Source organism: Nocardioides sp. ChNu-153 (genome assembly GCF_030466625.1).
Taxonomy (GTDB): domain Bacteria; phylum Actinomycetota; class Actinomycetes; order Propionibacteriales; family Nocardioidaceae; genus Nocardioides.
In genome coordinates this window covers 43,899-65,635 of sequence record NZ_JADEVT010000012.1, presented here as the reverse complement: position 1 = coordinate 65,635, position 21,737 = coordinate 43,899, and the positions used below count along the sequence as shown (strand labels likewise).

The following is a 21,737-nucleotide window of genomic DNA, read 5'->3' as shown; positions in this document are numbered from 1 at the left end:
GTGGGTTCCTACCCCGGACTCGGCGAGGTCGGCGGGAAGCGCGTCCTGGTCCGCTCGGACCTGAACGTGCCGCTGGACGGCACCACCATCACGGACGACGGCCGGATCCGGGCGAGCGTCCCGACCATCCGCGCGCTGGCCGAGGCCGGCGCGCGGGTGGTCGTGACCGCCCACCTCGGCCGGCCCAAGGGCGCGCCGGACCCGGCGTACTCGCTCGCCCCCGTCGCCGGCCGGCTCGCCGAGCTGCTCGAGGCCCCCGTCGCGTTCGCCACGGACACGGTGGGGGAGAGCGCGCAGCAGGTCGTCGCCGACCTGGGCGACGGCCAGGTCGCCGTGCTGGAGAACGTGCGCTTCAACGCGGGCGAGACCAGCAAGGACGAGGCCGAGCGCGGCGCGTTCGCGGACGAGCTGGCCGCCCTCGCCGACGCCTTCGTCTCCGACGGCTTCGGCGTGGTCCACCGCAAGCAGGCGAGCGTGTACGACGTCGCGCAGCGCCTGCCGCACACGATGGGCGCGCTCGTGCGGGCCGAGATCGACGTGCTGACCCGGCTGACCGAGACCCCGGAGCGCCCCTACGTGGTGGTGCTCGGCGGGTCCAAGGTCTCCGACAAGCTCGGCGTGATCGACAACCTGCTCGGCAAGGCCGACAAGCTGCTCATCGGCGGCGGCATGGTCTTCACCTTCCTCAAGGCCCAGGGCCACGAGGTCGGCCGGAGCCTGCTCGAGGAGGACCAGATCGGCACGTGCGTGGAGTACCTGCGCCGGGCCGAGGCCTCCGGCGTCGAGATCCTCCTGCCCTCCGACATCGTCGTCGACAGCGAGTTCCCGACCGGGGACACGCGGCCGGAGCCGATCGTCGTACCGGCGTCGAACATCCCGGCCAGCAGCCTGGGCCTCGACATCGGGCCCGACTCGGCCGCGGCGTTCGCGGCCGCACTGGCCGACGCCCGCACCGTGTTCTGGAACGGCCCGATGGGCGTGTTCGAGGTGCCCGAGTTCGCGGGCGGCACCCGCACGGTCGCCGAGGCGCTGACGAAGGTCGACGGCCTCTCGGTCGTCGGCGGCGGCGACTCGGCCGCGGCGGTGCGCACGCTCGGGTTCGACGAGACGGCCTTCGGCCACATCTCGACGGGCGGCGGCGCGAGCCTGGAGTACCTCGAGGGCAAGGAGCTCCCGGGCGTGAAGGTGCTGGAGGACTGATGGCCACGAAGAAGACGGGCACCTCCGGGCGCACGCCGCTCATGGCGGGCAACTGGAAGATGAACCTCAACCACCTCGAGGCCGTCAGCCTGGTGCAGAAGCTGGCGTGGACGCTGTCGGACAAGAAGCACGACCACGACGCCGTCGAGGTCGTGGTCGTGCCGCCGTTCACCGACCTGCGCTCCGTGCAGACCCTGGTGGACGGGGACCGGCTGAAGCTCCAGTACGGCGCGCAGGACGTGTCCGTGCACGACGAGGGCGCCTACACCGGCGAGATCTCGGCGTCGATGCTGGCCAAGCTCGGCTGCTCCTACGTGGTGGTCGGCCACTCCGAGCGCCGGGAGCACCACGGCGAGACCGATGCGGTCGTCAACGCGAAGGCCCACAAGGCCCTCGCGGCCGGCATGGTCCCGATCGTGTGCGTCGGCGAGGGTCTCGAGGTGCGCCAGGCGGGCGAGCACGTGGCCCACACCCTGGCGCAGGTCGACGGCTCGCTCGCGGGCTTCAGCGCCGAGCAGGTCGCGGGCCTCGTCGTCGCCTACGAGCCCGTGTGGGCGATCGGCACCGGCGAGGTCGCCACCCCGGCGGACGCGCAGGAGGTCTGCGCGGCCATCCGCGCCCGCGTGCGCGAGGTGCACGGCGACGCGGCGGCCGACGGCCTCCGGGTGCTGTACGGCGGATCGGTGAAGGCCGCGAACGTCGCCGGCATCATGGTCGAGGAGGACGTCGACGGCGCGCTCGTCGGCGGTGCCAGTCTCCAGGCCGAGGAGTTCGGCGGCATCTGCCGCTTCTACGACATGCCCCGCCTCTGAGGCGCACGTCCCGCACCACCCGCACTGACGGACCCCCGAGCCCCGGGCTCGGGGGTCCGTCGCGTCCGGGGTGCCCGCGCCCGCGGCCCCTGGCCCGTGATCGCCCCCGCCCGTGTAACGCGGTGTCCGGGCTACTGCACACGTGGTGTGCGGGCGCAGCAGAGGCGCCAGCGCCGCACCAGACACCGCCACCGCAGGAGAGAGCGGCCTCGGCGGACACCAGCGGCAGCGGGCCCGCCGTACGGCTCGCGGCGTCCGCCGTCGCGTCCGCCGTCGCGTCGCCCCGCTCTCCCCGGCTCAGCCGTCCCCGGCGCGCGGCTCGTCGTCGCGCGTCGCGGGGCCGCCCCCCGTGAAGAACCCGGCTCGGGGAACCCGGGCCGGAGAACCCGGGACGGGCCCCTCGTGGCGCCGTCGGACCGGGGCGGCCCGTGACGTAAGGTTTCGTCCCGTGACTGTCCTCTTCACCGTCGTGCTGGTGATCACCAGCCTGCTCCTCATCCTCCTCGTGCTCCTGCACAAGGGCCGGGGCGGCGGCCTCTCCGACATGTTCGGTGGCGGTGTCTCGACCAGCCTGGGCGGTTCGTCGGTCGCGGAGCGCAACCTCGACCGCTACACCATCGGGATCGGCATCATCTGGTTCGCCAGCATCATCGCCCTCGGTCTGCTGCTGGCCTACGACGGCCAGTCCTGACCAGGGTCTCGGGGAGGAACGCGCATGGCCGGTAGGAGCAGCTCCATCCGCGGGGCCCGGATCGGTTCGGGTCCCCAGGGCGAGGAGGCACGCGGCGAGGCCGCGGCCCGCCAGACCGTCACGTACTTCTGCGCCCACGACCACCGGTCGGTGATGACGTTCTCCGTCGAGGCCGTCGCCCCGGAGACGTGGGACTGCCCGAAGTGCGGCCAGCCCGCCAGCCTCGACGCGGAGAACCCGCCGCCGGCCCACAAGGCGGAGCCGTACAAGACCCACCTGGCCTACGTGAAGGAGCGCCGCTCCGACGCCGAGGCCAAGGTCATCCTCGACGAGGCGCTCAAGACCCTGCGCACGCGCCGCGCGTCGGGCGAGCTGATCTTCTGACGCCCCGTCGTCGGTGACGACGGTCCGCACCCGGCGCCGGAACCGGTCGACGCCGACGAGCAGCGGCGTGCGCCTTGCGACGAATCCGCGTGCTCAGGCGCGCCGCTAGCGGCGACGCGACGTCAGAGCGCCGACGCGGCCGCCTCGTCGATCCACCACACGGTCTCCTGCTCGCCCTGGACGCCCGCGGCGGGGGTCTCGTGCACGTCGGCGGGCTCGCCCCGTTCGGGGCCGCCCAGCGCTCGGGCGACGGCCTCGGCCTTGCCCTCGCCGCTGATCAGGAACCACACGGCGTCCGCGTTGCGCAGCGCCGGGAGGGTCAGGCTGACCCGCTCGGGCGGCGGCTTCGGCGAGCCCGTCACGCCCACGGCCAGCGCGTCGGTGACGCCGACCTGGGGGAAGCCGGGGAAGAGCGAGGCGACGTGGCCGTCCGGCCCCACGCCCAGCATGACGACGTCGAAGCGGCCGTTGCCCAGCGTGCGCAGGGACGCGTCGTACGCCGCGGCGGCCTCGTCGACCGAGCCGGCCGTCGCGGTGGAGGCCACCTCGTGCACGCGCTCGGCCCCCACGGCGTCGAGGAACGCCTCGCGCGCCTGCAGCGCGTTGCGGTCCTCGGAGTCCGGCGCCACGAAGCGCTCGTCGCCGAACCAGAACACGACGCGGGCGAAGTCGACGCCCGCGTCGGGCGCCAGGCGGGCGACCTCGCGGTGGATGGCCTCGGCGATGGTGCCGCCGGTGAGCACGACCTGCGGGTCGTGCCCCCCGGCCTGCACCTCGGCCAGACGGGCCAGGAGCGCCGTGGCCACCGTGGCGGCCAGCGCACCCGCGTCGGGCGAGCGGCGTACCTCGGTGGTCACGACGCCAGCGCCGCGCGCACGGTGGCGAGGGCCGCGGGGGACGCGAGGTGCAGCCGCAGCACGGGGCGGTGCTTGTCGGCCAGCACCTGGCCGTCGCCCACGGCCTGGGCCTCGATGAACTCGCCGAACGTGAACGGCCGTCCGGGCACCTCGAGGTCGGCCTCCGGGGCCGTCGTCACCTGCAGGTAGACGCCGGTGGCGGGGCCGCCCTTGTGGTACTGCCCCGTCGAGTGCAGGAACCGCGGTCCCCACCCGAAGGTGACGGGTCGCCCGGTGCGCACGGCGAGCTCCGCCCGTACGGCGCCCAGCTCGGCGTCGCGGGTGCGGTCGAGGTAGGCCTGCACGGCGAGGTAGCCGCGCTCGGCGTCGAGCTGGCCGAGCAGGGCCTCGACGGCACCGTCGAGGGTCGCGACGTCGGCGGGCAGCCAGCCGGGGGAGGCGTAGACCGTCACGTCGCCTGCGGTGAAGGCGGGCTCCGGCTGCGCGCCGCCCCCGTCGAGCATCTCCCGGGCCGCGGCCTTGGCGCTCTCCACGTCGGGCTGGTCGAACGGGTTGATGCCGATGACCCGACCGGCGACGACCGTGGCGTACTCCCACAGCAGCAGCTGGCCGCCGAGCGTGGCGTCGACCGCGGCGCCCCAGCCGGAGGCCGGCGGGCAGGTGTCGAACGGGAACCCGGTGCCGTAGGACACCAGCACCTCGTCCCGCGTGCTCGGGTCGAGGTTGGGCGCGTCGGTGCCCTCGACGACCACGGGCAGCACGCCCTTGCCGAGCTTGCCGGTCGACTCCGCGACGAGCTGCTCGATCCAGTCGCCGAGACCGGGGTACGGCGCGTCCGCGGCCGCCAGCACCAGCTTGTCCACGCCGCGCGCGTTCGCGGCGCCGATGAGGGCGCCGAGCCGCAGGCCCGGGTTGTCGACGGAGTCCTCCTCGAGGGCCGGGCGCAGCGCGGCGGCCTGGTCGAGCAGCGAGCCGATGTCCGCACCGGCGAGGCCGGACGGGACGAGGCCGAAGGCCGTCAGCGCCGAGTAGCGACCGCCGACCGACGGGTCGGCGAGGAACACCCGGTAGCCGTCCGCCTCGGCCGACTGCGAGAGCGGCGACCCGGGGTCGGTGACGACGACGATGCGGCGGCGCGGGTCGATGCCGGCGTCGCGGAACGCCTGCTCGAACGCACGCTTCTGGCTGTCGGTCTCGACGGTGCCGCCCGACTTCGACGAGACGACCACGACGGTCTGCTCCAGGCGGTCGGTCAGGAAGCCGCGCACGTAGTCGGGGTCGGACGAGTCCAGCACCCCGAGCTCGACCCCGGCGGCGCCGCAGACGACCTCGGGCGCCAGCGACGAGCCGCCCATGCCGCAGAGCACGACGCGGGTGACGCCGGCCGCGGCGAGCTCGTCCCGCAGGGCCTCGACCTGCGCCACGAGGGGGCGCGACGTCTCGGTCAGGTCGACCCAGCCCAGGCGCTTTCCGGCCTCCTCCTCGGCGTCGGAGCCCCACAGGGTGGCGTCGCCCGCCGCGATGCGGGAGGCGACGTGGTCCCCGGCGAGGTCCTGCACCGTCTGGACGAACGCCTCCTCGTCGGCGTAGCCGAACGTGAGGGCGTAGCCCTCCCCGGTCGCCCTGCTCCAGTCGGTCATCGCGCGTTCGCGTCCGTGGCGGCGGCGATCTGGCCCTTCACGGTCTCGAGCAGCTCGTCCCACGAGGCGAGGAACTTGTCGACGCCCTCCTTCTCCAGGGCGCGGATGACGTCGTCGTAGTCGACCCCGGCGGCGGCGACGGCGTCCATGACGGCCTGCGCGTCGTCGTACTTCGTCGTGACCTGGTCGCCCTCGACCTCGCCGTGGTCGGCGAAGGCGTCCATCGTCTTCTCCGGCATCGTGTTGACGGTGCCGGGGGCCACGAGGTCGGTGACGTACATCGTGTCGCGGTAGTCGGGGTTCTTGACGCCCGTGGAGGCCCACAGCGGGCGCTGCGGGTGGGCGCCGGCGGCCGCGAGGCGCTCCCAGCGCTCGCCGGAGAAGACGCGCTCGTAGGCCTGGTAGGCCAGCCGGGCGTTCGCCACGGCCGCCTTGCCGAACAGCTCGGCATCGGCGCCGGCGGCGTCGAGGCGCTTGTCGATCTCGCTGTCGACGCGCGAGACGAAGAACGACGCCACGGAGTGGATGTCCGACAGGTCGCGCCCGGCCTCGAGGGCCTTCTCCAGCCCCGCGACGTAGGCCTCCATCACCTGCTCGTAGCGGCCGAGGCCGAAGATCAGCGTGACGTTGACCGAGATCCCCTCGGCGATCGCGTCCCGGATGGCCGGCAGGCCCTCCGTCGTCGCCGGGATCTTGATGAGGAGGTTGGGGCGGTCGATCGTCGCCCACAGCTCCTTCGCCGAGGCCAGGGTGGCGTCGGTGTCGAAGGCCAGGTCGGGCGTGACCTCGATGGAGACACGGCCGTCGACGCCGCCGGTCGCGGCGTGCACGGGCGCGAGCACGTCGGCCGCGTCGCGCACGTCCTTCGTGGTCAGCGCGAAGACGACGCCGTCGACGTCGGTGCCGTCGGCGACCAGCTCGCGCAGCTGCGCGTCGTACCGCTCGCCGTCGGCGAGGGCGGCGGCGAAGATCGACGGGTTGGTGGTGACCCCGACGACCGACTTCTCCTCGACGAGCGCGGCCAGGTTGCCGGTCTCGATGCGCTCGCGGGAGAGGTCGTCGAGCCAGATGGACACACCCGCGTCGGCGAGTGCCTTCAGACGGTCGGACATAGCTACCTCCTGGGGTAGTGGGGTAGGGGAGCGGATCAGCCGGTGGTGATCTGCAGGCTGTCCTTCGCGGCGCGCACGACGGCCTCGGGGGTGAACCCGAACTCGGCGAACATGCGCGCGGCGTCGGCGCTGGCGCCGTACGTCTCGATGGAGACGACCTTGCCGTGGTCGCCGACGAGACGCCACCAGGGCATCGCGATGCCGGCCTCGACCGCGACGCGCGCCTTGACGGTGGGCGGGACGACGCTCTCGCGGTACGCCGTGTCCTGCTGCTCGAACCACTCGAGGCAGGGCGCGGAGACGACGCGGGCGCGCACGCCCTCCTCGGCGAGCAGCTCCGCGGCCGCGACCGCGAGCTGGACCTCGGAGCCGGTGCCGATGAGCACGACGTCGGGCAGGCCGCCCTCGACGTCCTTCAGCACGTAGGCGCCGCGCGCGACGCCGTCCGTCGTGGCGAACCCGTCCTCCCCGCGCGGGAAGACCGGCAGGTTCTGGCGCGACAGCGCCAGGGCGGCCGGGCGGTCGTCGTGGCCGAGGATCGCGGCCCAGGCGGCGGCGGTCTCGTTGGCGTCCGCCGGGCGGACGACGTCGAGGCCCGGGATGGCCCGCAGCGCGGCGAGGTGCTCGACCGGCTGGTGGGTCGGGCCGTCCTCGCCGAGGCCGATGGAGTCGTGCGTCCACACGTAGGTGACGGGCAGCCCGCTCAGCGCCGCCACACGGACCGCACCGCGCATGTAGTCGGAGAACGTCAGGAACGTGCCGCCGAAGACGCGGGTGAGGCCGTCGGCCGCGATGCCGTTCATGATCGCGCCCATGCCGTGCTCGCGGATGCCGAAGTGGAGCACGCGGCCGGCGTGGGGGTCGCCCGTCCAGTCGCGCGTGGAGCGCGAGGCCGGGATGAAGGACGGGGCCTCCTTGATGGTCGTGTTGTTCGAGCCGGCGAGGTCGGCGGAGCCGCCCCACAGCTCGGGCATGACCGGGGCGAGCGCGTTGATGACCTTGCCCGAGGCGGCGCGGGTGGCGACGCCCTTGGGGTCGGCCGGGAAGACCGGCAGGGCGTCGACGAGGCCCTCGGGCAGGTCGTGCGCCTTGAGGCGGTGCAGCAGGGCCTCGCGCTCGGGGTTGGCGGCGGCCCAGGCGGCGTACTTCCCGTCCCACTCCTTGCCCCACGCGGCGCCGCGCTCGGCGAGCGAGCGGGTGTGCTCGAGCACGTCGGCGGGCACCTCGAAGGTCTGGGCGGGGTCCCAGCCCAGCACCTCCTTGGTCGCGGCGACCTCCTCGGCGCCCAGCGCGGAGCCGTGGGCGGCCTCCGTGCCCTGGGCGTTGGGGGCCGGCCAGGCGATGACGGTGTCGAGGACGATGAGCGACGGCTGGTCCTTCACCTCGCGCGCGGCCATGACGGCGGCGTGCAGGGCGGGGACGTCCTCCTCGTAGCCCTCGCCGCCGTTGGTCCAGTCGACGGTCTGGACGTGCCAGCCGTAGGCCTCGTAGCGCTTCGCCACGTCCTCGGTGAACGCCACGTCGGTGTCGCCCTCGATGGAGATGCGGTTGCGGTCGTAGACGACGGTGAGGTTGCCGAGCTGCTGCGTGCCGGCGATGGAGCTGGCCTCCGCGCTGACGCCCTCCTGGAGGTCGCCGTCGGAGCAGATCGCGTAGACCTGGTGGTCGAACAGGCTCTCGCCCTCCGGAGCCTCGGGGTCGAGGATGCCGTGCTGGCGGCGGCCCGCCATCGCCATGCCGACCGCGTTCGCGACGCCCTGGCCCAGGGGGCCGGTCGTGACCTCGACGCCGGCGGTGTGCCCGTACTCCGGGTGGCCGGGGGTCTTCGAGCCCCAGGTGCGCAGCGACTTCAGGTCCTCGATCTCGAGGCCGAAGCCGCCCAGGAACAGCTGCGTGTAGAGCGTGATGCTGGAGTGGCCGCACGACAGGACGAACCGGTCACGGGCGATCCAGCTCGGGTCGGACGGGTCGTGGCGCATCACCTTCTGGAACAGCAGGTAGGCCACCGGCGCCAGGCTCATCGCCGTGCCCGGGTGGCCGTTGCCCACCTTCTGGACCGCGTCCATCGCCAGCACTCGCGCGGTGTCCACCGCCTTGCGGTCGAGATCGGTCCATTCCAGCTGGTTCTCGGTCACGAAGGTCCTCTCGGATGTGCTCGGTGATGGTGCGGCACGACCTCGGTACCCGGGTCGTCGCCCGGCACCGCCGCCGATGCCGAGCCTACTGCTGAGGGGGTCTAGACTCGACCCCGCACTCGACCGTCCGCCCGTGAGGAGCCCCGAGCTCCCGAGGGCGCCGCACCACCCGAGGACACCTGTGAACTTCGCCGGACAGTCGGCCTCCTCCGCAGCGCGAGCGGACGGACCGACCGACCGTCAGGTCGAGGCGCAGCTCCCGGCGGTCCCGCCCACGACGGGCGAGGAGGAGACGGCCGACGACCTTGGGGTCCGCGAGGAGCCGCCCGCCGGTCGCCCGTCGCTGCGCGACGTGGTCGCGGCGTACGTCGGGCTCACCAAGCCGCGCGTCATCGAGCTGCTGCTGCTCACCACCGTCCCCGTGATGTTCTTCGCCGCCCGCGGCGTGCCCGAGCTGGGCGTCGTGCTCGCGACCGTCGTCGCGGGCACCCTGTCGGCGGGCTCGGCCTCGGCCCTCAACTGCGTCTACGACCGCGACATCGACGAGCAGATGCGCCGCACGCGCCGTCGCGCGCTGCCGCGGCACATCGTGACGCCGCGGGCCGCGCTCGTGTTCGGCCTGACGCTCGGGGTGGTCTCGACGGCGGTGTTCCTCGCTTTCGTCAACCCGCTCTCGGCGCTGCTGTCGGTGTCGGCGAACGCGTTCTACGTGCTCGTCTACACGATGGTGCTGAAGCGCCGCACCACGCAGAACGTCGTCTGGGGCGGCGCCGCGGGCTGCTTCCCGGCGCTCATCGGCTGGACGGCGGTGACCGGCGAGCTCGCGTGGCCGCCGGTGGTCTGCTTCCTCATCGTCTTCTTCTGGACGCCGCCGCACACGTGGGCGCTCGCGCTGCGCTACCGCGAGGACTACGCGAACGTCGCCGTGCCGATGCTGCCGGTGGTGGCGCCCGCGGGTTCGGTCGGCCGCCAGGTCGTCCTCTACTCGTGGGCCACCGTCGCCGTCTCGCTGCTGCTGTGGCCGGTCGCGGGCACCGGGTGGTTCTACCCCGCCGCCGCCACCGTCCTGGGCGCGGTCTTCCTCGTCGAGGCGCACCGCATGTGGCGTCGCGCCGTCGGCACGGAGGACCTCTCGGTCATCCGCCCCATGCGGCTGTTCCACTCCTCGAACCTCTACCTGTCGCTGCTCTTCGTCGCCATCGCGATCGACCCGCTGATCGGCTGAGCCCGGGGCCCGCGGCGCGGCGGCCCGGGCGGCGTACGCGTGTGGCGTCCTGCCGGGGTGTGGCGGCGGCCATTGCTGCCGCCCGGGACGTCATCCCGATCGTGGTCCAGGGCGCTCGCTCCGCATGACGTCCCGCGCGGCTGTTGCTGCCGCCGCTCAGGCGGGTACGGCGCGGCGCAGCGCCCGCACGAGCACCCACGTGACGGCGGCGGAGGTCACCGCGGCGCCGACGAGGTGGATCGCCACGAGCACGATGGGCAGCCCGTTGAAGTACTGCAGGTAGCCGACCGCGCCCTGCCCCAGCTCGACCGCGACGAGCACGGCGACAGCCTTCACGAGCAGCGCGTCGCCGCTGCGGCGGGCCAGGACGAGCGCGGCGAGCGTGAGCCCGACGAGCGCGTACACCGACGCGGCGTGGATGCGGGAGAACAGCTCCGGGTCGAGACCGGTCCGCGGGGAGTCGGCGTCGCCGGCGTGCGGTCCGCTGCCGGTCACGATCGTGCCGAGGTAGAGCGCCACCCAGCCGGCGGCGAAGACGGCGAGGGCCACCCGTCGTACGACGGGGGAGTGCCGCACCGCGGTCGCGCTCCCGCCCGTGAGCGGGTGGCGCAGCACGTCGAGGAGCAGCACGCACACCCCGACCATCGCCAGCGACAGCAGGAGGTGGAGCGCGACGATCCAGGGGTTCAGGTCGGTCAGCACCGTGATGCCGCCGATCACGGCCTGCGCCGGCACCCCGAGGCCGACGAGGAACGCCAGCCGCGCCGCGCGCGCCCGGCCCGCGCGCCACGCGGCGACGAAGGTCGCCAGCGCGACGATCGCCAGCGCGAAGGTCAGCAGGCGGTTGCCGAACTCGATGGCGCCGTGGATGCCGAGGCTGCCGTGCGGCACGTAGGAGTCGTCGGTGCAGCGCGGCCACGTGGGGCAGCCCAGGCCCGAGCCCGTCAGCCGCACGACGCCCCCGGTCAGCACGATGCCGATGTTGGCGACCAGGTTCGCGACCGCGAGCGGCACGACCAGGCGCTCGGCGAGGCTCCGGTTGCGCGGCGCGGCAGCCACGACGACGTCGTCGGTGACGGAGGGGTTCATCTCACTCCCAGCGGAAGGTTCGGGACACGGCCGCGGCGCCCACGAGGGCCCACACCGCGAGGACGAGGACGGGCACGAGGGCGAGCCGGCCCTCGGACAGGGCCGCACGCAGGGCGTCGCCGAGCGCGGCCGACGGCAGCACGACGAGGGCCTCGCCCACCCCGCCGTACGACGAGCGGGGGAGCACGACGGCGCCGCCGACGAGGAGCAGCAGGTAGACCAGGTTGGCCACGGCCAGCGTCGCCTCGGCCCGGAGCGTGCCGGCGAGGAGCAGGCCGAGCGCGGCGAAGGCCGCGGAGCCGACCAGCGCCACGGGCACGGCCAGGAGACCGCCGACGACACCACCGTCCGGGCTCCAGCCCAGGGCCAGGGCGAGCGCGACCAGCACGACCGCCTGCACGGCCTGCACGACGAGCAGGGCACCGAGCTTGCCGAGCAGCAGGCCGGTGCGGGAGAGCGGGGAGGCGCCGAGACGCTTGATGAGCCCGTAGCGGCGCTCGAACCCGGTGGCGATCGCCAGGGACGTGAACGCCGTCGACATCACGGCGAGGGCCAGCACCCCGGGGGTGAGCACGTCGACCGCGCGGCCGTCGAGCTCGATCCCGCCGCGCTCCGCGGCCACGACGCCGCCGACGAGCGCGAGGACGGGGATGACGAGGGCGACGAGCAGCTGCTCGCCGTTGCGCAGCATCAGCCGCGTCTCTATCGACGCCTGCGCGAGGACCTGCCGGGGGAACGGGGCGGCGCCGGGCGCGGGGGTGAAGGTGCCCGCGCTCACGACGCGCCCACCGCGGGGGTGCCGAGCTCGCGCCCGGTGAGCTGGAGGAAGACGTCCTCGAGCGTGCGCTGGCCGAGCGTCAGCGACTCGGGCAGGACACCGTGCTGCTCGCACCAGGCCGACACCGTGGCCAGCGTGGACGCGTCGGCGGGACCCGTGATGAGCAGGCTCTGGGCGTTGATGGCGAGGACCTCCGTGGCCGGCCCGAGGGCCGCGCCGAGCGACGCCGGGGCGTCGGGCGGGAACGGCTCGGTGACGACGAGCCGGATGGTGGCGGCGCCGCCGGCCTTCGTGAGCTCGTACGGCGTGCCGCTGGCGATGAGCTGCCCGTGGTCGATGACGTGCACGTGGTCGGCCAGCCGCTCGGCCTCGTCGAGGTAGTGCGTCGTCAGCACCGTCGTGACGCCGTCGGCGCGCAGCTCCTCGAGGAGCTCCCAGGTCGTGCGCCGGATCGCCGGGTCCATGCCGGCGGTGGGCTCGTCGACGAAGAGCAGCTCGGGGCGCCCGACGAGCGCCATCGCGAGCCCCAGCCGCTGCTGCTGGCCGCCCGACAGGCGCCGGTACGGCGTGCGCCCGCACTCGCCGAGCCCGAGCCGCTCCACGAGCAGGTCGACGGGCAGCGGGTGCGCGTGGAGCGCGGCCACGTGGCGCAGCATCTCGACGGCCCGCACGCCCGACCACGCGCCGCCGGCCTGGAGCATGACGCCGATGCGAGGGAGGAGTGCGGCGCGGTCGCGGACCGGGTCGAGCCCGAGGACCCGCACGGTGCCGGCGTGCGGGCGCCGGAAGCCCTCGCACGTCTCCAGCGTCGTGGTCTTGCCGGCCCCGTTCGGGCCGAGCACCGCCGTGATGGACCCGGCCGCCACGTCGAGGGAGAGGCCGTCGACGGCGAGGGTGTCGCCGTACCGCATCACCAGGCCGTCGATCTCGACGGCGGGAGCGGGCGCGGACACCGGGCAAGTGTAGGAGCCGGGCCGCGCCGGGGAGGGTTAGGCCACCCTTGCTTGAAGAGGCCCCGGCAATAACGTCACACTCGTGTTGTGCAATTCGACGGAGGACAGGTGCGACCGGGTGCCGCCCGGGGTGCCGTCGCCGACGCCCCCACGCGGGCGCGCGTCGTGCGGACCATCCTCCAGGCAGGCCCCTCGACGGCCGCCGACCTCGCCGCGGCCCTCGACCTGACGGCCGCCGCGGTCCGCCGCCACCTCGACCAGCTCGTCGAGGAGGGCGTGCTCGAGGCCCGCGAGCAGCGGGTCCGCGGCACCCGCGGCCGGGGCCGTCCCGCCCGCGTGTTCGCGCTCACCGAGGCCGGCCGCGAGCAGTTCGACCACACCTACGACGACCTCGCCGTGCAGGCCCTGCGGTTCCTCTCCGAGACCGGCGGCGACGAGGCCGTGCTGGAATTCTCGCGGCGCCGCGTGGCGTTCATCGAGCGTGACTTCACCCGCGTGCGCGACCAGCACCCCGACCTCACCCCGGCCGAGGTGCTCGCGCGCGTGCTGACCGAGGAGGGGTACGCCGCGGGCGTGCGCGAGTCCCCCGTGGGCCCGCAGCTGTGCCAGCAGCACTGCCCCGTCTCGCACGTCGCCCAGGAGTTCCCCCAGCTGTGCGAGGCCGAGACCGAGGCCATCAGCGCGGTCCTCGGGCGCCACGTGCAGCGCCTGGCGACCATCGCCCACGGCGACGGCGTCTGCACCACGTGCATCCCGGACGTCCCCCGATCGATCCACCCCCCGCAGCACCCCGTGCCCCACCCCGTGCCCCACCCCGAGCAGGACCCCGCGCAGAACCCCGAGCAGAACGGAGCGTCAGCATGACGACCTCACCGAGCATCGACGAGCTCAACCCCGGCCTGGCCGGCATCGGCCGCTACGAGTTCGGCTGGTCCGACAGCGACGCCGCCGGCGCCGCCGCGCAGCGCGGCCTCAACGAGGCCGTCGTGGCCGACATCTCGGGCAAGAAGAACGAGCCCCAGTGGATGCTCGACCTGCGGATGAAGGGCCTGAAGCTCTTCGGTCGCAAGCCCATGCCCCAGTGGGGCGCGGAGCTCGAGACCATCGACTTCGACAACATCAAGTACTTCGTGCGCTCCTCCGAGAAGCAGGCCACCAGCTGGGAGGAGCTGCCGGAGGACATCAAGAACACCTACGACAAGCTCGGCATCCCCGAGGCGGAGAAGCAGCGCCTCGTCGCCGGTGTCGCGGCGCAGTACGAGTCCGAGGTCGTCTACCACTCGATCCGCGAGGACCTCGAGGAGAAGGGCGTCATCTTCGTCGACACCGACACGGCGCTGAAGGAGCACGAGGAGCTCTTCAAGGAGTACTTCGGCACCGTCATCCCCGTCGGTGACAACAAGTTCTCGGCGCTCAACACCGCGGTGTGGTCCGGCGGCTCGTTCATCTACGTGCCCAAGGGCGTCCACGTCGACATCCCGCTCCAGGCCTACTTCCGCATCAACACGGAGAACATGGGCCAGTTCGAGCGGACGCTGATCATCGCCGACGAGGACTCGTACGTGCACTACGTCGAGGGCTGCACCGCGCCGATCTACAGCTCGGACTCGCTGCACTCGGCCGTCGTCGAGATCGTCGTGAAGAAGGGCGCCCGCGTCCGCTACACGACGATCCAGAACTGGTCGAACAACGTCTACAACCTCGTCACCAAGCGCGCGACCTGCGACGCCGGCGCGACGATGGAGTGGGTCGACGGCAACATCGGCTCCAAGGTGACGATGAAGTACCCGGCCGTCTACCTCATGGGCGAGCACGCCAAGGGCGAGACGTTGTCGATCGCGTTCGCGGGCGAGGGCCAGCACCAGGACGCCGGCGCGAAGATGGTGCACGCCGCGCCCCACACGTCCAGCTCGATCCTGTCGAAGTCGGTCGCGCGGGGCGGCGGGCGCACGTCGTACCGAGGCCTGATCCAGGTCAACGAGGGCGCCTACGGCTCGAAGTCCAACGTGCTGTGCGACGCGCTGCTGGTCGACCAGATCAGCCGCTCCGACACGTACCCGTACGTCGACATCCGCGAGGACGACGTGTCCATGGGCCACGAGGCGAGCGTCTCGAAGGTCTCCGAGGACCAGCTGTTCTACCTGATGAGCCGCGGCCTGGCGGAGGACGAGGCGATGGCGATGATCGTGCGCGGCTTCGTCGAGCCGATCGCCAAGGAGCTCCCGATGGAGTACGCCCTGGAGCTCAACCGCCTCATCGAGCTGCAGATGGAGGGCGCCGTCGGCTGACGCCGGCGGCCCCCCGCTCCACCGCACCCCGACGACAAGAGACGACGAAGAGACGACTGTGACTGTGATCGACGAGACGCCCGCCGCCGCGCGGGCGGTGGAGACCGGCAAGGTCTCCAGCCACCTGCACCCCGAGCCGTCGTACGACCTGGCGCTCCACCCGGTCCCGACGGGCCGCGAGGAGATCTGGCGGTTCACGCCGCTGAAGCGGCTCCGGGGCCTGCTCGACGACGCGCCCTCGGACGCGCACCTCGAGTGGACGACGCAGCTGCCCGCCGGCGTGACGCTCACGCCGATCGGGGCGGACGAGGCGCGCGAGCTCGGCGAGTTCCTGCCGTCGGACCGCCTCGCGGCGCTCGCGGTCGCGCACGGTGGCGACGTCCTGCTCCTCGACGTGCCCGCCGACGCCGAGCTGACCGAGCCGGTGCGTCTCGACCTGCGCGGCACGGGCCTCGACGCGGTCGTCTGGGGCCACCTCGTCATCCGCGTCGGGCGCCACGCGAGGGCCACGGTGCTCGTCGAGCACGCGGGCGCGGCCCGCTACAGCCACGCGACCTCCGTGCTCGTCGGCGACGGCGCGCAGCTCGACCTCGTCACGGTCAACGACTGGGACGACGAGAGCGTGCACGCCGGCCAGGTCGGCATCCGCGTCGGGCGCGACGCCCGCGTGCGGGCCAGCGAGTTCACCATCGGCGGCGACCTCGTGCGCACGACGACCAACGTCGAGTACGCCGGCCCCGGCGGCGAGGCCGAGCTGCTCGGGCTCTACTTCGCGGACGCGGGCCAGCACATCGAGCACCGCCTCTTCGCCGACCACACCGCGCCGCGCACCAAGAGCAACGTGGTCTACAAGGGCGCGCTGCAGGGCGAGGGAGCGCACACGGTCTGGATCGGCAACGTGCTCATCCGCAAGGTCGCCGAGGGCATCGAGACCTACGAGGAGAACCGCAACCTCGTGCTCACCGACGGCTGCCAGGCCGACTCGGTGCCGAACCTGGAGATCGAGACCGGCGAGATCGAGGGCGCGGGCCACGCGTCCGCGACCGGCCGCTTCGACGACGAGCAGCTGTTCTACCTGCGCTCGCGCGGCATCTCGGAGCCCGAGGCCCGCCGCCTCGTCGTGCACGGCTTCTTCGACGACCTCATCCGCCGCGTCGGCGTGCCCGAGCTGGAGGAGCGCCTGCTGGCGGTCGTCGAGTCCGAGCTCGAGCGCCACGTGCTCGCCGAGAAGCCGACGGCCTGAGCGATGGGCTTCGAGCGAGCCTGCGCGACGGGCGACGTGGCGGCGGGGGAGGCCCTGGCCGTCACCATCGGTGACCAGGACCTGGCGATCGCCCGCGAGGGCGACGAGTTCTTCGCCGTCGAGGACCTGTGCAGCCACGCGGCGGTCGCCCTCTCCGAGGGCGACGTCGCCGACTGCCGCATCGAGTGCTGGCTGCACGGGTCGGAGTTCGACCTGCGCACCGGCGCCCCCAGCGGCCTCCCGGCGACCGAGCCGGTCGCGACCTTCCCCGTGGAGGTCCGCGGCGACGACCTGTACGTCGACGTGGCCACGACGCTGAACGGCGTCACCCCGGGCTGACGCCCGGCGCGACGCCCCGCGTCGTACCCCCTGACTTCGAGACACCCGAGCTGGAGACGAGAGAAGACATGAGCACGCTGGAGATCAAGGACCTGCACGTCTCGGTGAGCACCGAGGACGGCGCCAAGGAGATCCTCAAGGGCGTCACGCTGACCATCAAGGACGGCGAGACCCACGCCATCATGGGCCCCAACGGGTCCGGCAAGTCGACGCTGGCGTACTCCATCGCCGGCCACCCCAAGTACGACGTCACCGACGGCACCGTCACCCTCGACGGCGAGGACGTCCTCGCGATGAGCGTCGACGAGCGCGCCCGCGCCGGCCTCTTCCTGGCCATGCAGTACCCCGTCGAGGTGCCCGGCGTCTCCGTCGCCAACTTCCTGCGCACCGCCAAGACCGCCATCGACGGCGAGGCCCCCAAGCTGCGCACGTGGGTGAAGGACGTCAACGCAGCCATGGGCGAGAACGGCCTCGACGCCTCGTTCTCGCAGCGCTCGGTCAACGAGGGCTTCTCCGGCGGCGAGAAGAAGCGCCACGAGATCGCCCAGCTCAACCTGCTGCAGCCCAAGGTCGCCGTGCTCGACGAGACCGACTCCGGCCTCGACATCGACGCCCTCAAGGTCGTCTCCGAGGGCGTCAACCGGTTCTCGGCCGGCGGCGACAAGGGCGTCCTGCTGATCACGCACTACACGCGGATCCTGCGCTACATCAAGCCCGACTTCGTGCACGTGTTCGTCAACGGCCGCATCGCCGAGCAGGGCGGCCCCGAGCTGGCCGACCAGCTGGAGGCCGAGGGCTACGACAAGTACGTGAACGCCGCGGTCTGAGCAGCGCTGGGCGGCGTTGTCGTCGCTCGACGGCCGCTCCGCTCCCAGGCCGCCTTCGCTCCTCCGTCTTGCCCAGCACCACCCATCGCACCGCGACCCGTCTGAAAGGAGCCACCATGGAAGGCCTGCTTCCGCAGCTCGAGGTCGTCCGCAAGGACTTCCCGATCCTCGAGCGCACGCTCGCCGGTGGCGTCCCGCTGGTCTACCTCGACAGCGCGAACACCTCGCAGAAGCCGCAGTGCGTGATCGACGCGATGGTCGACCACCTCGAGCGCCACAACGCCAACGTCGCCCGCGCCATGCACCAGCTCGGTGCGGAGGCGTCGGCGGCGTTCGAGGACGGTCGCGACCGCGTGGCGTCCTTCATCGGCGCCCCGTCCCGGGACGAGGTGATCTTCACCAAGAACGCCTCGGAGGCGCTCAACCTCGTCGCCCACACGCTGGCGTGGGCAACCGGTGACCTCGCCGTGGGCGAGGGCGACCGCGTGGTGACCACCGAGATGGAGCACCACTCCAACATCGTGCCGTGGCAGCTGCTCACCCAGCGCACGGGCGCGACGCTGGCGTGGTTCGGCCTCACCGACGACTACCGGCTCGACCTGTCGAACATCGACGAGCTGATCGACGAGCGCACCAAGGTCGTCACCCTCACCTGGGTGTCGAACATGCTCGGCACGGTCAACCCGGTCGCCGCGATCGCCCGGCGGGCCCACGAGGTCGGCGCCCTCGTGGTCGTCGACGCCTCCCAGGCGGCGCCCCAGATCCCGATCGACCTCGCCGCGATGGACGAGGCGGAGCGGCCCGACCTGATGGTCTTCACCGGCCACAAGGTCGTCGGGCCCACCGGCATCGGCGTCTTGTGGGGCCGGCGCGAGGTGCTCGACCAGCTGCCCCCGTTCCTCGGCGGCGGCGAGATGATCGAGACCGTCCGCATGGAGCGCTCGACGTACGCCGGCATCCCGCACAAGTTCGAGGCCGGTACGCCGCCCATCGCCGAGGCCGTCGGCCTGGGCGCGGCGGTCGACTACCTCGCCGGGCTCGGCATGGAGGCCGTGCACGCCCACGAGCGGACCATCACGGCGTACGCGCTCGACGGCCTCGCCACGGTGCCCGGGCTGAAGGTGCTCGGCCCGCTCGACGTGGCCGAGCGCGGCGGGGCGATCTCCTTCGAGCTCGACGGGGTCCACCCGCACGACGTCGCCCAGGTGCTCGACAGCCGCGGCGTCGCGGTGCGCGCCGGGCACCACTGCGCCAAGCCCGCGCACGCCCGCTACGGGGTGCAGAGCACGACGCGCATGTCGTCGTACCTCTACACCACGCCGTCCGAGATCGACGCCCTCGTCGAGGCGCTCGAGTACACCCGTTCTTACTTCAAGCTGGGGTGAAGAGTTGACCGCCCAGGATCTGGATGCCCTCTACCAGGAGATCATCCTCGACCACTACAAGAACCCCCACAACAAGGGGCTGCGCGAGCCGCACGAGGCCGAGGTCCACCACGTGAACCCGACCTGCGGCGACGAGGTCACCCTGCGGGTGCACCTGACCGGGGAGCCCGGCGCGGAGACGGTGGCGGACGTGTCGTACGACGCGGTCGGCTGCTCGATCTCGCAGGCCTCCGCGTCGGTGCTGACCGACCTGGTCATCGGCCGCCCCGTCGACGAGGCGATGGAGATCCACGAGTCGTTCCTGACCCTCATGCAGGGCAAGGGCACCGTGGAGCCCGACGAGGACGTCCTGGAGGACGGCATCGCGTTCGCCGGCGTCGCCAAGTTCCCCGCGCGCGTGAAGTGCGCCCTGCTGTCGTGGATGGCCTGGAAGGACGCCACGGCCCGAGTCATCGAGGAGAAGGCATGAGCACCGAGTCCCCCCAGCAGGCGCACGACGAGCAGGGCCTCGTCACCACCGACGGGCCGGTGACCGGCGAGGTCACCGACGCCCCGCCGACGGCCCGCCCCGGCGAGGTCGCCCCGACCGCGGACGCCCCCGCGCGGGCCGCCGGGCTCGCGGCCGAGCAGGGCGCCGCGCACCGTCACGGCCAGGGGCAGGAGCCCGGCGAGGCCGACGAGCAGCACGAGGCGCTGCACGGCGACCACGGGCTCGCCGCCGGCACGCAGGAGCACCACGACCACGCCGGTCACGACCACCACGACCACGCGGGTCACGACCACGCCCACCACGGCCACGGCCACGGTCACGACCACGGCGACCTGCCGCACGTGCCCGAGGCGAGCGGCGGCGTCTCCAGCAGCCGCTCCGCGAGCGTGTCGGTCGAGGACGTCACCGAGGCGATGAAGGACGTCGTCGACCCCGAGCTCGGGATCAACGTCGTCGACCTGGGCCTGGTGTACGGCGTGCACGTCGACGAGGACGCCAACGCGGTCCTCGACATGACGCTGACGTCGGCGGCCTGCCCGCTCACCGACGTCATCACCGACCAGACCGTCAGCGCGCTCGAGGGCATGGTCAACGACGTCGCGATCAACTGGGTCTGGATGCCGCCGTGGGGCCCGGACAAGATCACCGACGACGGCCGCGACCAGCTGCGCGCCCTCGGCTTCAACGTCTGAGCGGTCCGCCCCCGTGGTCGACGTCGTCGTACCCCCCGAGCGCCTCGAGCGCTGGGTGACGAACTTCGGCGAGCGCCACGGGGGAGTGACGACCGACGTCGTCGCCGGCCGCCTGACGGGCGCCGGCGGTGACGGCTCGACCTTCACCGCCGTCCTGCCGTTCGGACGCACCCACGCCGGCGCCGCCGACGTCGACGCCTTCCGGGCGGCCGCGGCCCCGCCGAAGACCTGGGGCGTGCTGCTCGTGCGCAAGGGCGGCTTCGCGGTGGCCCGTCTCGCCGGTCCGCGCGTGGTGGCCAGCAAGGTCGGTCGCCGCCACGTGCAGGGCCGCAGCAAGGCGGGCGGCCAGAGCCAGCAGCGCTTCGCCCGTCGCCGCGACAACCAGGCCCGGTCGGCGTACGACGCGGCTACCGACCACGCCGTCGTCGTGCTCGGCGAGCCGGCACTGCCGCTCGTGGTGGGCGGCGACCGCACCGCCGTCGCCGCCGTGCTGGAGGACCGTCGCCTGGCGCGGCACACGGTCGTGGAGCCCTGGCTGCCGGTGCCCGAGCCCCGTCGCGGCGAGCTCGACGCCGCGGTCGTGACCGCGTCGTCGGTGCGCATCGACGTGGTCAACGCGCCGGGCACGTAGCCGCGGCGTACCGCGCCAGGAGGCTCCGCTCTGCCAGACTGCGGGCCATGTGGCGGCCCGACGACGGCTGGGTGCCCCTCCCCGGCGGGAGCGGCACCTCGACCGGTGGGGTGTGGCTGGACCGCACCACCGACCCGGTCAGCGTCGTCAAGCGGTTCGTGCCGCCCGGCCCCGACGACCCCGACGAGCTGGCCGACCCCCGGCACGCCGGGTGGTGGCGGCGCGCGGCCGCCGTCGCCCAGGCGGGCGTCGTGGACTCCACGGCGGGGCTGCGGTCGGTGCGCACCCTCGACGTGAGCGAGGACCCCACCGGCATCACCCTGCGCCAGGAGTACGTCGAGGCGGACCCCCTGCCGGGCCCCTACCTCGCCGCGCGCCTCGCCGTCTTCGCCGGCAACGCCGTGCCGCAGGTCGACTGGCTGGCCCGCCGCCAGCTCGCGGACCGGGTGCGCCGGGTGGAGTGGCGCGGCGGGTGGCGCACGCTGGCCCGCACCAACATCGCGGACGTCGCGGACCGGCTCTGGGCACGACGCCACCGCCACCTCGCGGCGCTCGACGCGCTCCCGCAGGTGCTGCAGCACGGGGACCCCGTGCCCGCGAACTTCCGCGCGCGCTCCGGCGACGACGTGCTCGCCCTCGACTGGAGCACCCTCGGCACCGGCGCCGTCGGGGCGGACCTCGGGTACCTCGCGCTGTCGGCCCGGGAGGACCTCGAGGTGCTCGTCGACGTCTACGCCGCCGCGCTGCCCCAGGACCTCGCCACCCGCGAGGAGGCGCTCCTGGGGGCCCGGGTGACGGCGGTCTACACCGTCCTGAACCGGGCCGAGTGGGTGCTGGCCCGCGCCGCGGAGGGCGAGGGTGCGCTCGCCGGGAAGTTCCGCCACCCCAGCGTCGCGCCGTACCTGCGGGTGCTGCAGCGGCAGTACCCCCACCTGGAGGCCCTGCTCTAGCGTCGGCGTCCGCGCG

Annotated in this window: 22 protein-coding genes; 15 read left to right on the top strand and 7 right to left on the bottom strand. The window is 73.3% G+C overall.

Features of this window, described 5'->3' with window-relative positions:
- The 4 genes from pgk (at position 1) to INN71_RS14315 (ending at position 3,087) form a co-directional block, all read left to right on the top strand.
- On the top strand, positions 1 to 1,200 hold the full coding sequence (gene pgk / locus INN71_RS14330; protein ID WP_277498158.1) for a phosphoglycerate kinase: 1,200 nt from the start codon (positions 1 to 3) through the stop codon (positions 1,198 to 1,200).
- Positions 1,200 to 2,012, top strand: coding sequence for a triose-phosphate isomerase (gene tpiA / locus INN71_RS14325; RefSeq protein ID WP_277498160.1), 813 nt, complete (start codon positions 1,200 to 1,202; stop codon positions 2,010 to 2,012). Before pgk ends, tpiA begins: the two co-directional genes overlap by 1 nt.
- 448 nt (positions 2,013 to 2,460) lie before the next feature.
- Positions 2,461 to 2,703, top strand: a complete 243-nt coding sequence (gene secG, locus INN71_RS14320; protein ID WP_277498161.1) for a preprotein translocase subunit SecG — start codon at positions 2,461 to 2,463, stop codon at positions 2,701 to 2,703.
- A gap of 24 nt (positions 2,704 to 2,727) precedes the next feature.
- A complete protein-coding gene (locus INN71_RS14315) occupies positions 2,728 to 3,087 on the top strand; it encodes an RNA polymerase-binding protein RbpA (RefSeq protein WP_277498162.1) in 360 nt (119 codons plus the stop codon).
- 122 nt (positions 3,088 to 3,209) lie between these two features.
- On the opposite strand, the gene pgl is transcribed toward INN71_RS14315, so the two are convergent.
- From pgl to tkt, 4 genes are read right to left on the bottom strand one after another with little or no spacing between them, the layout of a single operon-like run.
- Entirely contained in the window at positions 3,210 to 3,944 is a 735-nt protein-coding gene (pgl, locus tag INN71_RS14310) for a 6-phosphogluconolactonase (RefSeq protein ID WP_277498163.1), read from the bottom strand.
- Entirely contained in the window at positions 3,941 to 5,584 is a 1,644-nt protein-coding gene (locus tag INN71_RS14305) for a glucose-6-phosphate isomerase (protein ID WP_277498164.1), read from the bottom strand. Before INN71_RS14305 ends, pgl begins: the two co-directional genes overlap by 4 nt.
- On the bottom strand, positions 5,581 to 6,696 hold the full coding sequence (gene tal / locus INN71_RS14300) for a transaldolase (protein WP_277498165.1): 1,116 nt from the start codon (positions 6,694 to 6,696) through the stop codon (positions 5,581 to 5,583). Before tal ends, INN71_RS14305 begins: the two co-directional genes overlap by 4 nt.
- A gap of 35 nt (positions 6,697 to 6,731) precedes the next feature.
- Positions 6,732 to 8,831: a transketolase gene (tkt, locus tag INN71_RS14295; protein ID WP_277498167.1), complete on the bottom strand. Its 2,100-nt coding sequence runs from the start codon at positions 8,829 to 8,831 to the stop codon at positions 6,732 to 6,734.
- A 343-nt stretch (positions 8,832 to 9,174) separates the two neighbouring features.
- Between tkt and INN71_RS14290 the strand changes: the two genes are divergently transcribed.
- Positions 9,175 to 10,056 carry a heme o synthase gene (locus INN71_RS14290; protein WP_277498247.1) on the top strand — a complete coding sequence of 294 codons (882 nt, stop codon included), beginning with the start codon at positions 9,175 to 9,177 and terminating at the stop codon, positions 10,054 to 10,056.
- A 156-nt stretch (positions 10,057 to 10,212) separates the two neighbouring features.
- Here the strand turns inward: INN71_RS14290 and INN71_RS14285 are convergent, their stop codons facing one another.
- Genes INN71_RS14285 through INN71_RS14275 form a run of 3 tightly spaced genes read right to left on the bottom strand, consistent with a single transcriptional unit; the run spans position 10,213 to position 12,876 of the window.
- Positions 10,213 to 11,145 carry a heme A synthase gene (locus INN71_RS14285; protein ID WP_277498168.1) on the bottom strand — a complete coding sequence of 311 codons (933 nt, stop codon included), beginning with the start codon at positions 11,143 to 11,145 and terminating at the stop codon, positions 10,213 to 10,215.
- A 1-nt stretch (position 11,146) separates the two neighbouring features.
- Positions 11,147 to 11,923 (bottom strand): ABC transporter permease, encoded by a 777-nt coding sequence (locus INN71_RS14280; RefSeq protein WP_277498170.1) that lies wholly within the window; start codon positions 11,921 to 11,923, stop codon positions 11,147 to 11,149.
- On the bottom strand, positions 11,920 to 12,876 hold the full coding sequence (locus INN71_RS14275; RefSeq protein WP_277498171.1) for an ABC transporter ATP-binding protein: 957 nt from the start codon (positions 12,874 to 12,876) through the stop codon (positions 11,920 to 11,922). The genes INN71_RS14280 and INN71_RS14275 overlap by 4 nt, the downstream gene beginning before the upstream one ends.
- A gap of 87 nt (positions 12,877 to 12,963) precedes the next feature.
- Here INN71_RS14275 and INN71_RS14270 point away from each other — a divergent pair, with 87 nt between their 5' ends.
- The 10 genes from INN71_RS14270 to INN71_RS14225 all read left to right on the top strand — a co-directional run bounded on the left by INN71_RS14270 (position 12,964) and on the right by INN71_RS14225 (position 21,721).
- Positions 12,964 to 13,740: a metalloregulator ArsR/SmtB family transcription factor gene (locus INN71_RS14270; RefSeq protein WP_277498173.1), complete on the top strand. Its 777-nt coding sequence runs from the start codon at positions 12,964 to 12,966 to the stop codon at positions 13,738 to 13,740.
- Positions 13,737 to 15,164, top strand: coding sequence for a Fe-S cluster assembly protein SufB (gene sufB, locus INN71_RS14265; protein ID WP_277498174.1), 1,428 nt, complete (start codon positions 13,737 to 13,739; stop codon positions 15,162 to 15,164). Before INN71_RS14270 ends, sufB begins: the two co-directional genes overlap by 4 nt.
- Positions 15,165 to 15,222: 58 nt before the next feature.
- Positions 15,223 to 16,407, top strand: coding sequence for a Fe-S cluster assembly protein SufD (gene sufD / locus INN71_RS14260; RefSeq protein WP_277498175.1), 1,185 nt, complete (start codon positions 15,223 to 15,225; stop codon positions 16,405 to 16,407).
- Between the two features lie 3 nt (positions 16,408 to 16,410).
- Positions 16,411 to 16,746, top strand: coding sequence for a non-heme iron oxygenase ferredoxin subunit (locus tag INN71_RS14255; RefSeq protein WP_277498177.1), 336 nt, complete (start codon positions 16,411 to 16,413; stop codon positions 16,744 to 16,746).
- Positions 16,747 to 16,814: 68 nt separating this feature from the next.
- Positions 16,815 to 17,573, top strand: coding sequence for a Fe-S cluster assembly ATPase SufC (gene sufC / locus INN71_RS14250; protein ID WP_277498179.1), 759 nt, complete (start codon positions 16,815 to 16,817; stop codon positions 17,571 to 17,573).
- Between the two features lie 116 nt (positions 17,574 to 17,689).
- Positions 17,690 to 18,958, top strand: a complete 1,269-nt coding sequence (locus INN71_RS14245) for a cysteine desulfurase (protein WP_277498181.1) — start codon at positions 17,690 to 17,692, stop codon at positions 18,956 to 18,958.
- 4 nt (positions 18,959 to 18,962) lie between these two features.
- The gene (sufU, locus tag INN71_RS14240) at positions 18,963 to 19,427 is read left to right on the top strand and encodes a Fe-S cluster assembly sulfur transfer protein SufU (protein ID WP_277498182.1); all 465 of its coding nucleotides are present in this window, start codon (positions 18,963 to 18,965) and stop codon (positions 19,425 to 19,427) included.
- A 434-nt stretch (positions 19,428 to 19,861) separates the two neighbouring features.
- On the top strand, positions 19,862 to 20,140 hold the full coding sequence (locus INN71_RS14235; protein WP_301800923.1) for a metal-sulfur cluster assembly factor: 279 nt from the start codon (positions 19,862 to 19,864) through the stop codon (positions 20,138 to 20,140).
- Between the two features lie 13 nt (positions 20,141 to 20,153).
- Positions 20,154 to 20,771: an acVLRF1 family peptidyl-tRNA hydrolase gene (locus tag INN71_RS14230; RefSeq protein ID WP_277498186.1), complete on the top strand. Its 618-nt coding sequence runs from the start codon at positions 20,154 to 20,156 to the stop codon at positions 20,769 to 20,771.
- Between the two features lie 47 nt (positions 20,772 to 20,818).
- Positions 20,819 to 21,721 (top strand): phosphotransferase, encoded by a 903-nt coding sequence (locus tag INN71_RS14225; RefSeq protein WP_277498188.1) that lies wholly within the window; start codon positions 20,819 to 20,821, stop codon positions 21,719 to 21,721.
- The last annotated feature ends 16 nt before the right edge of the window (positions 21,722 to 21,737 follow it).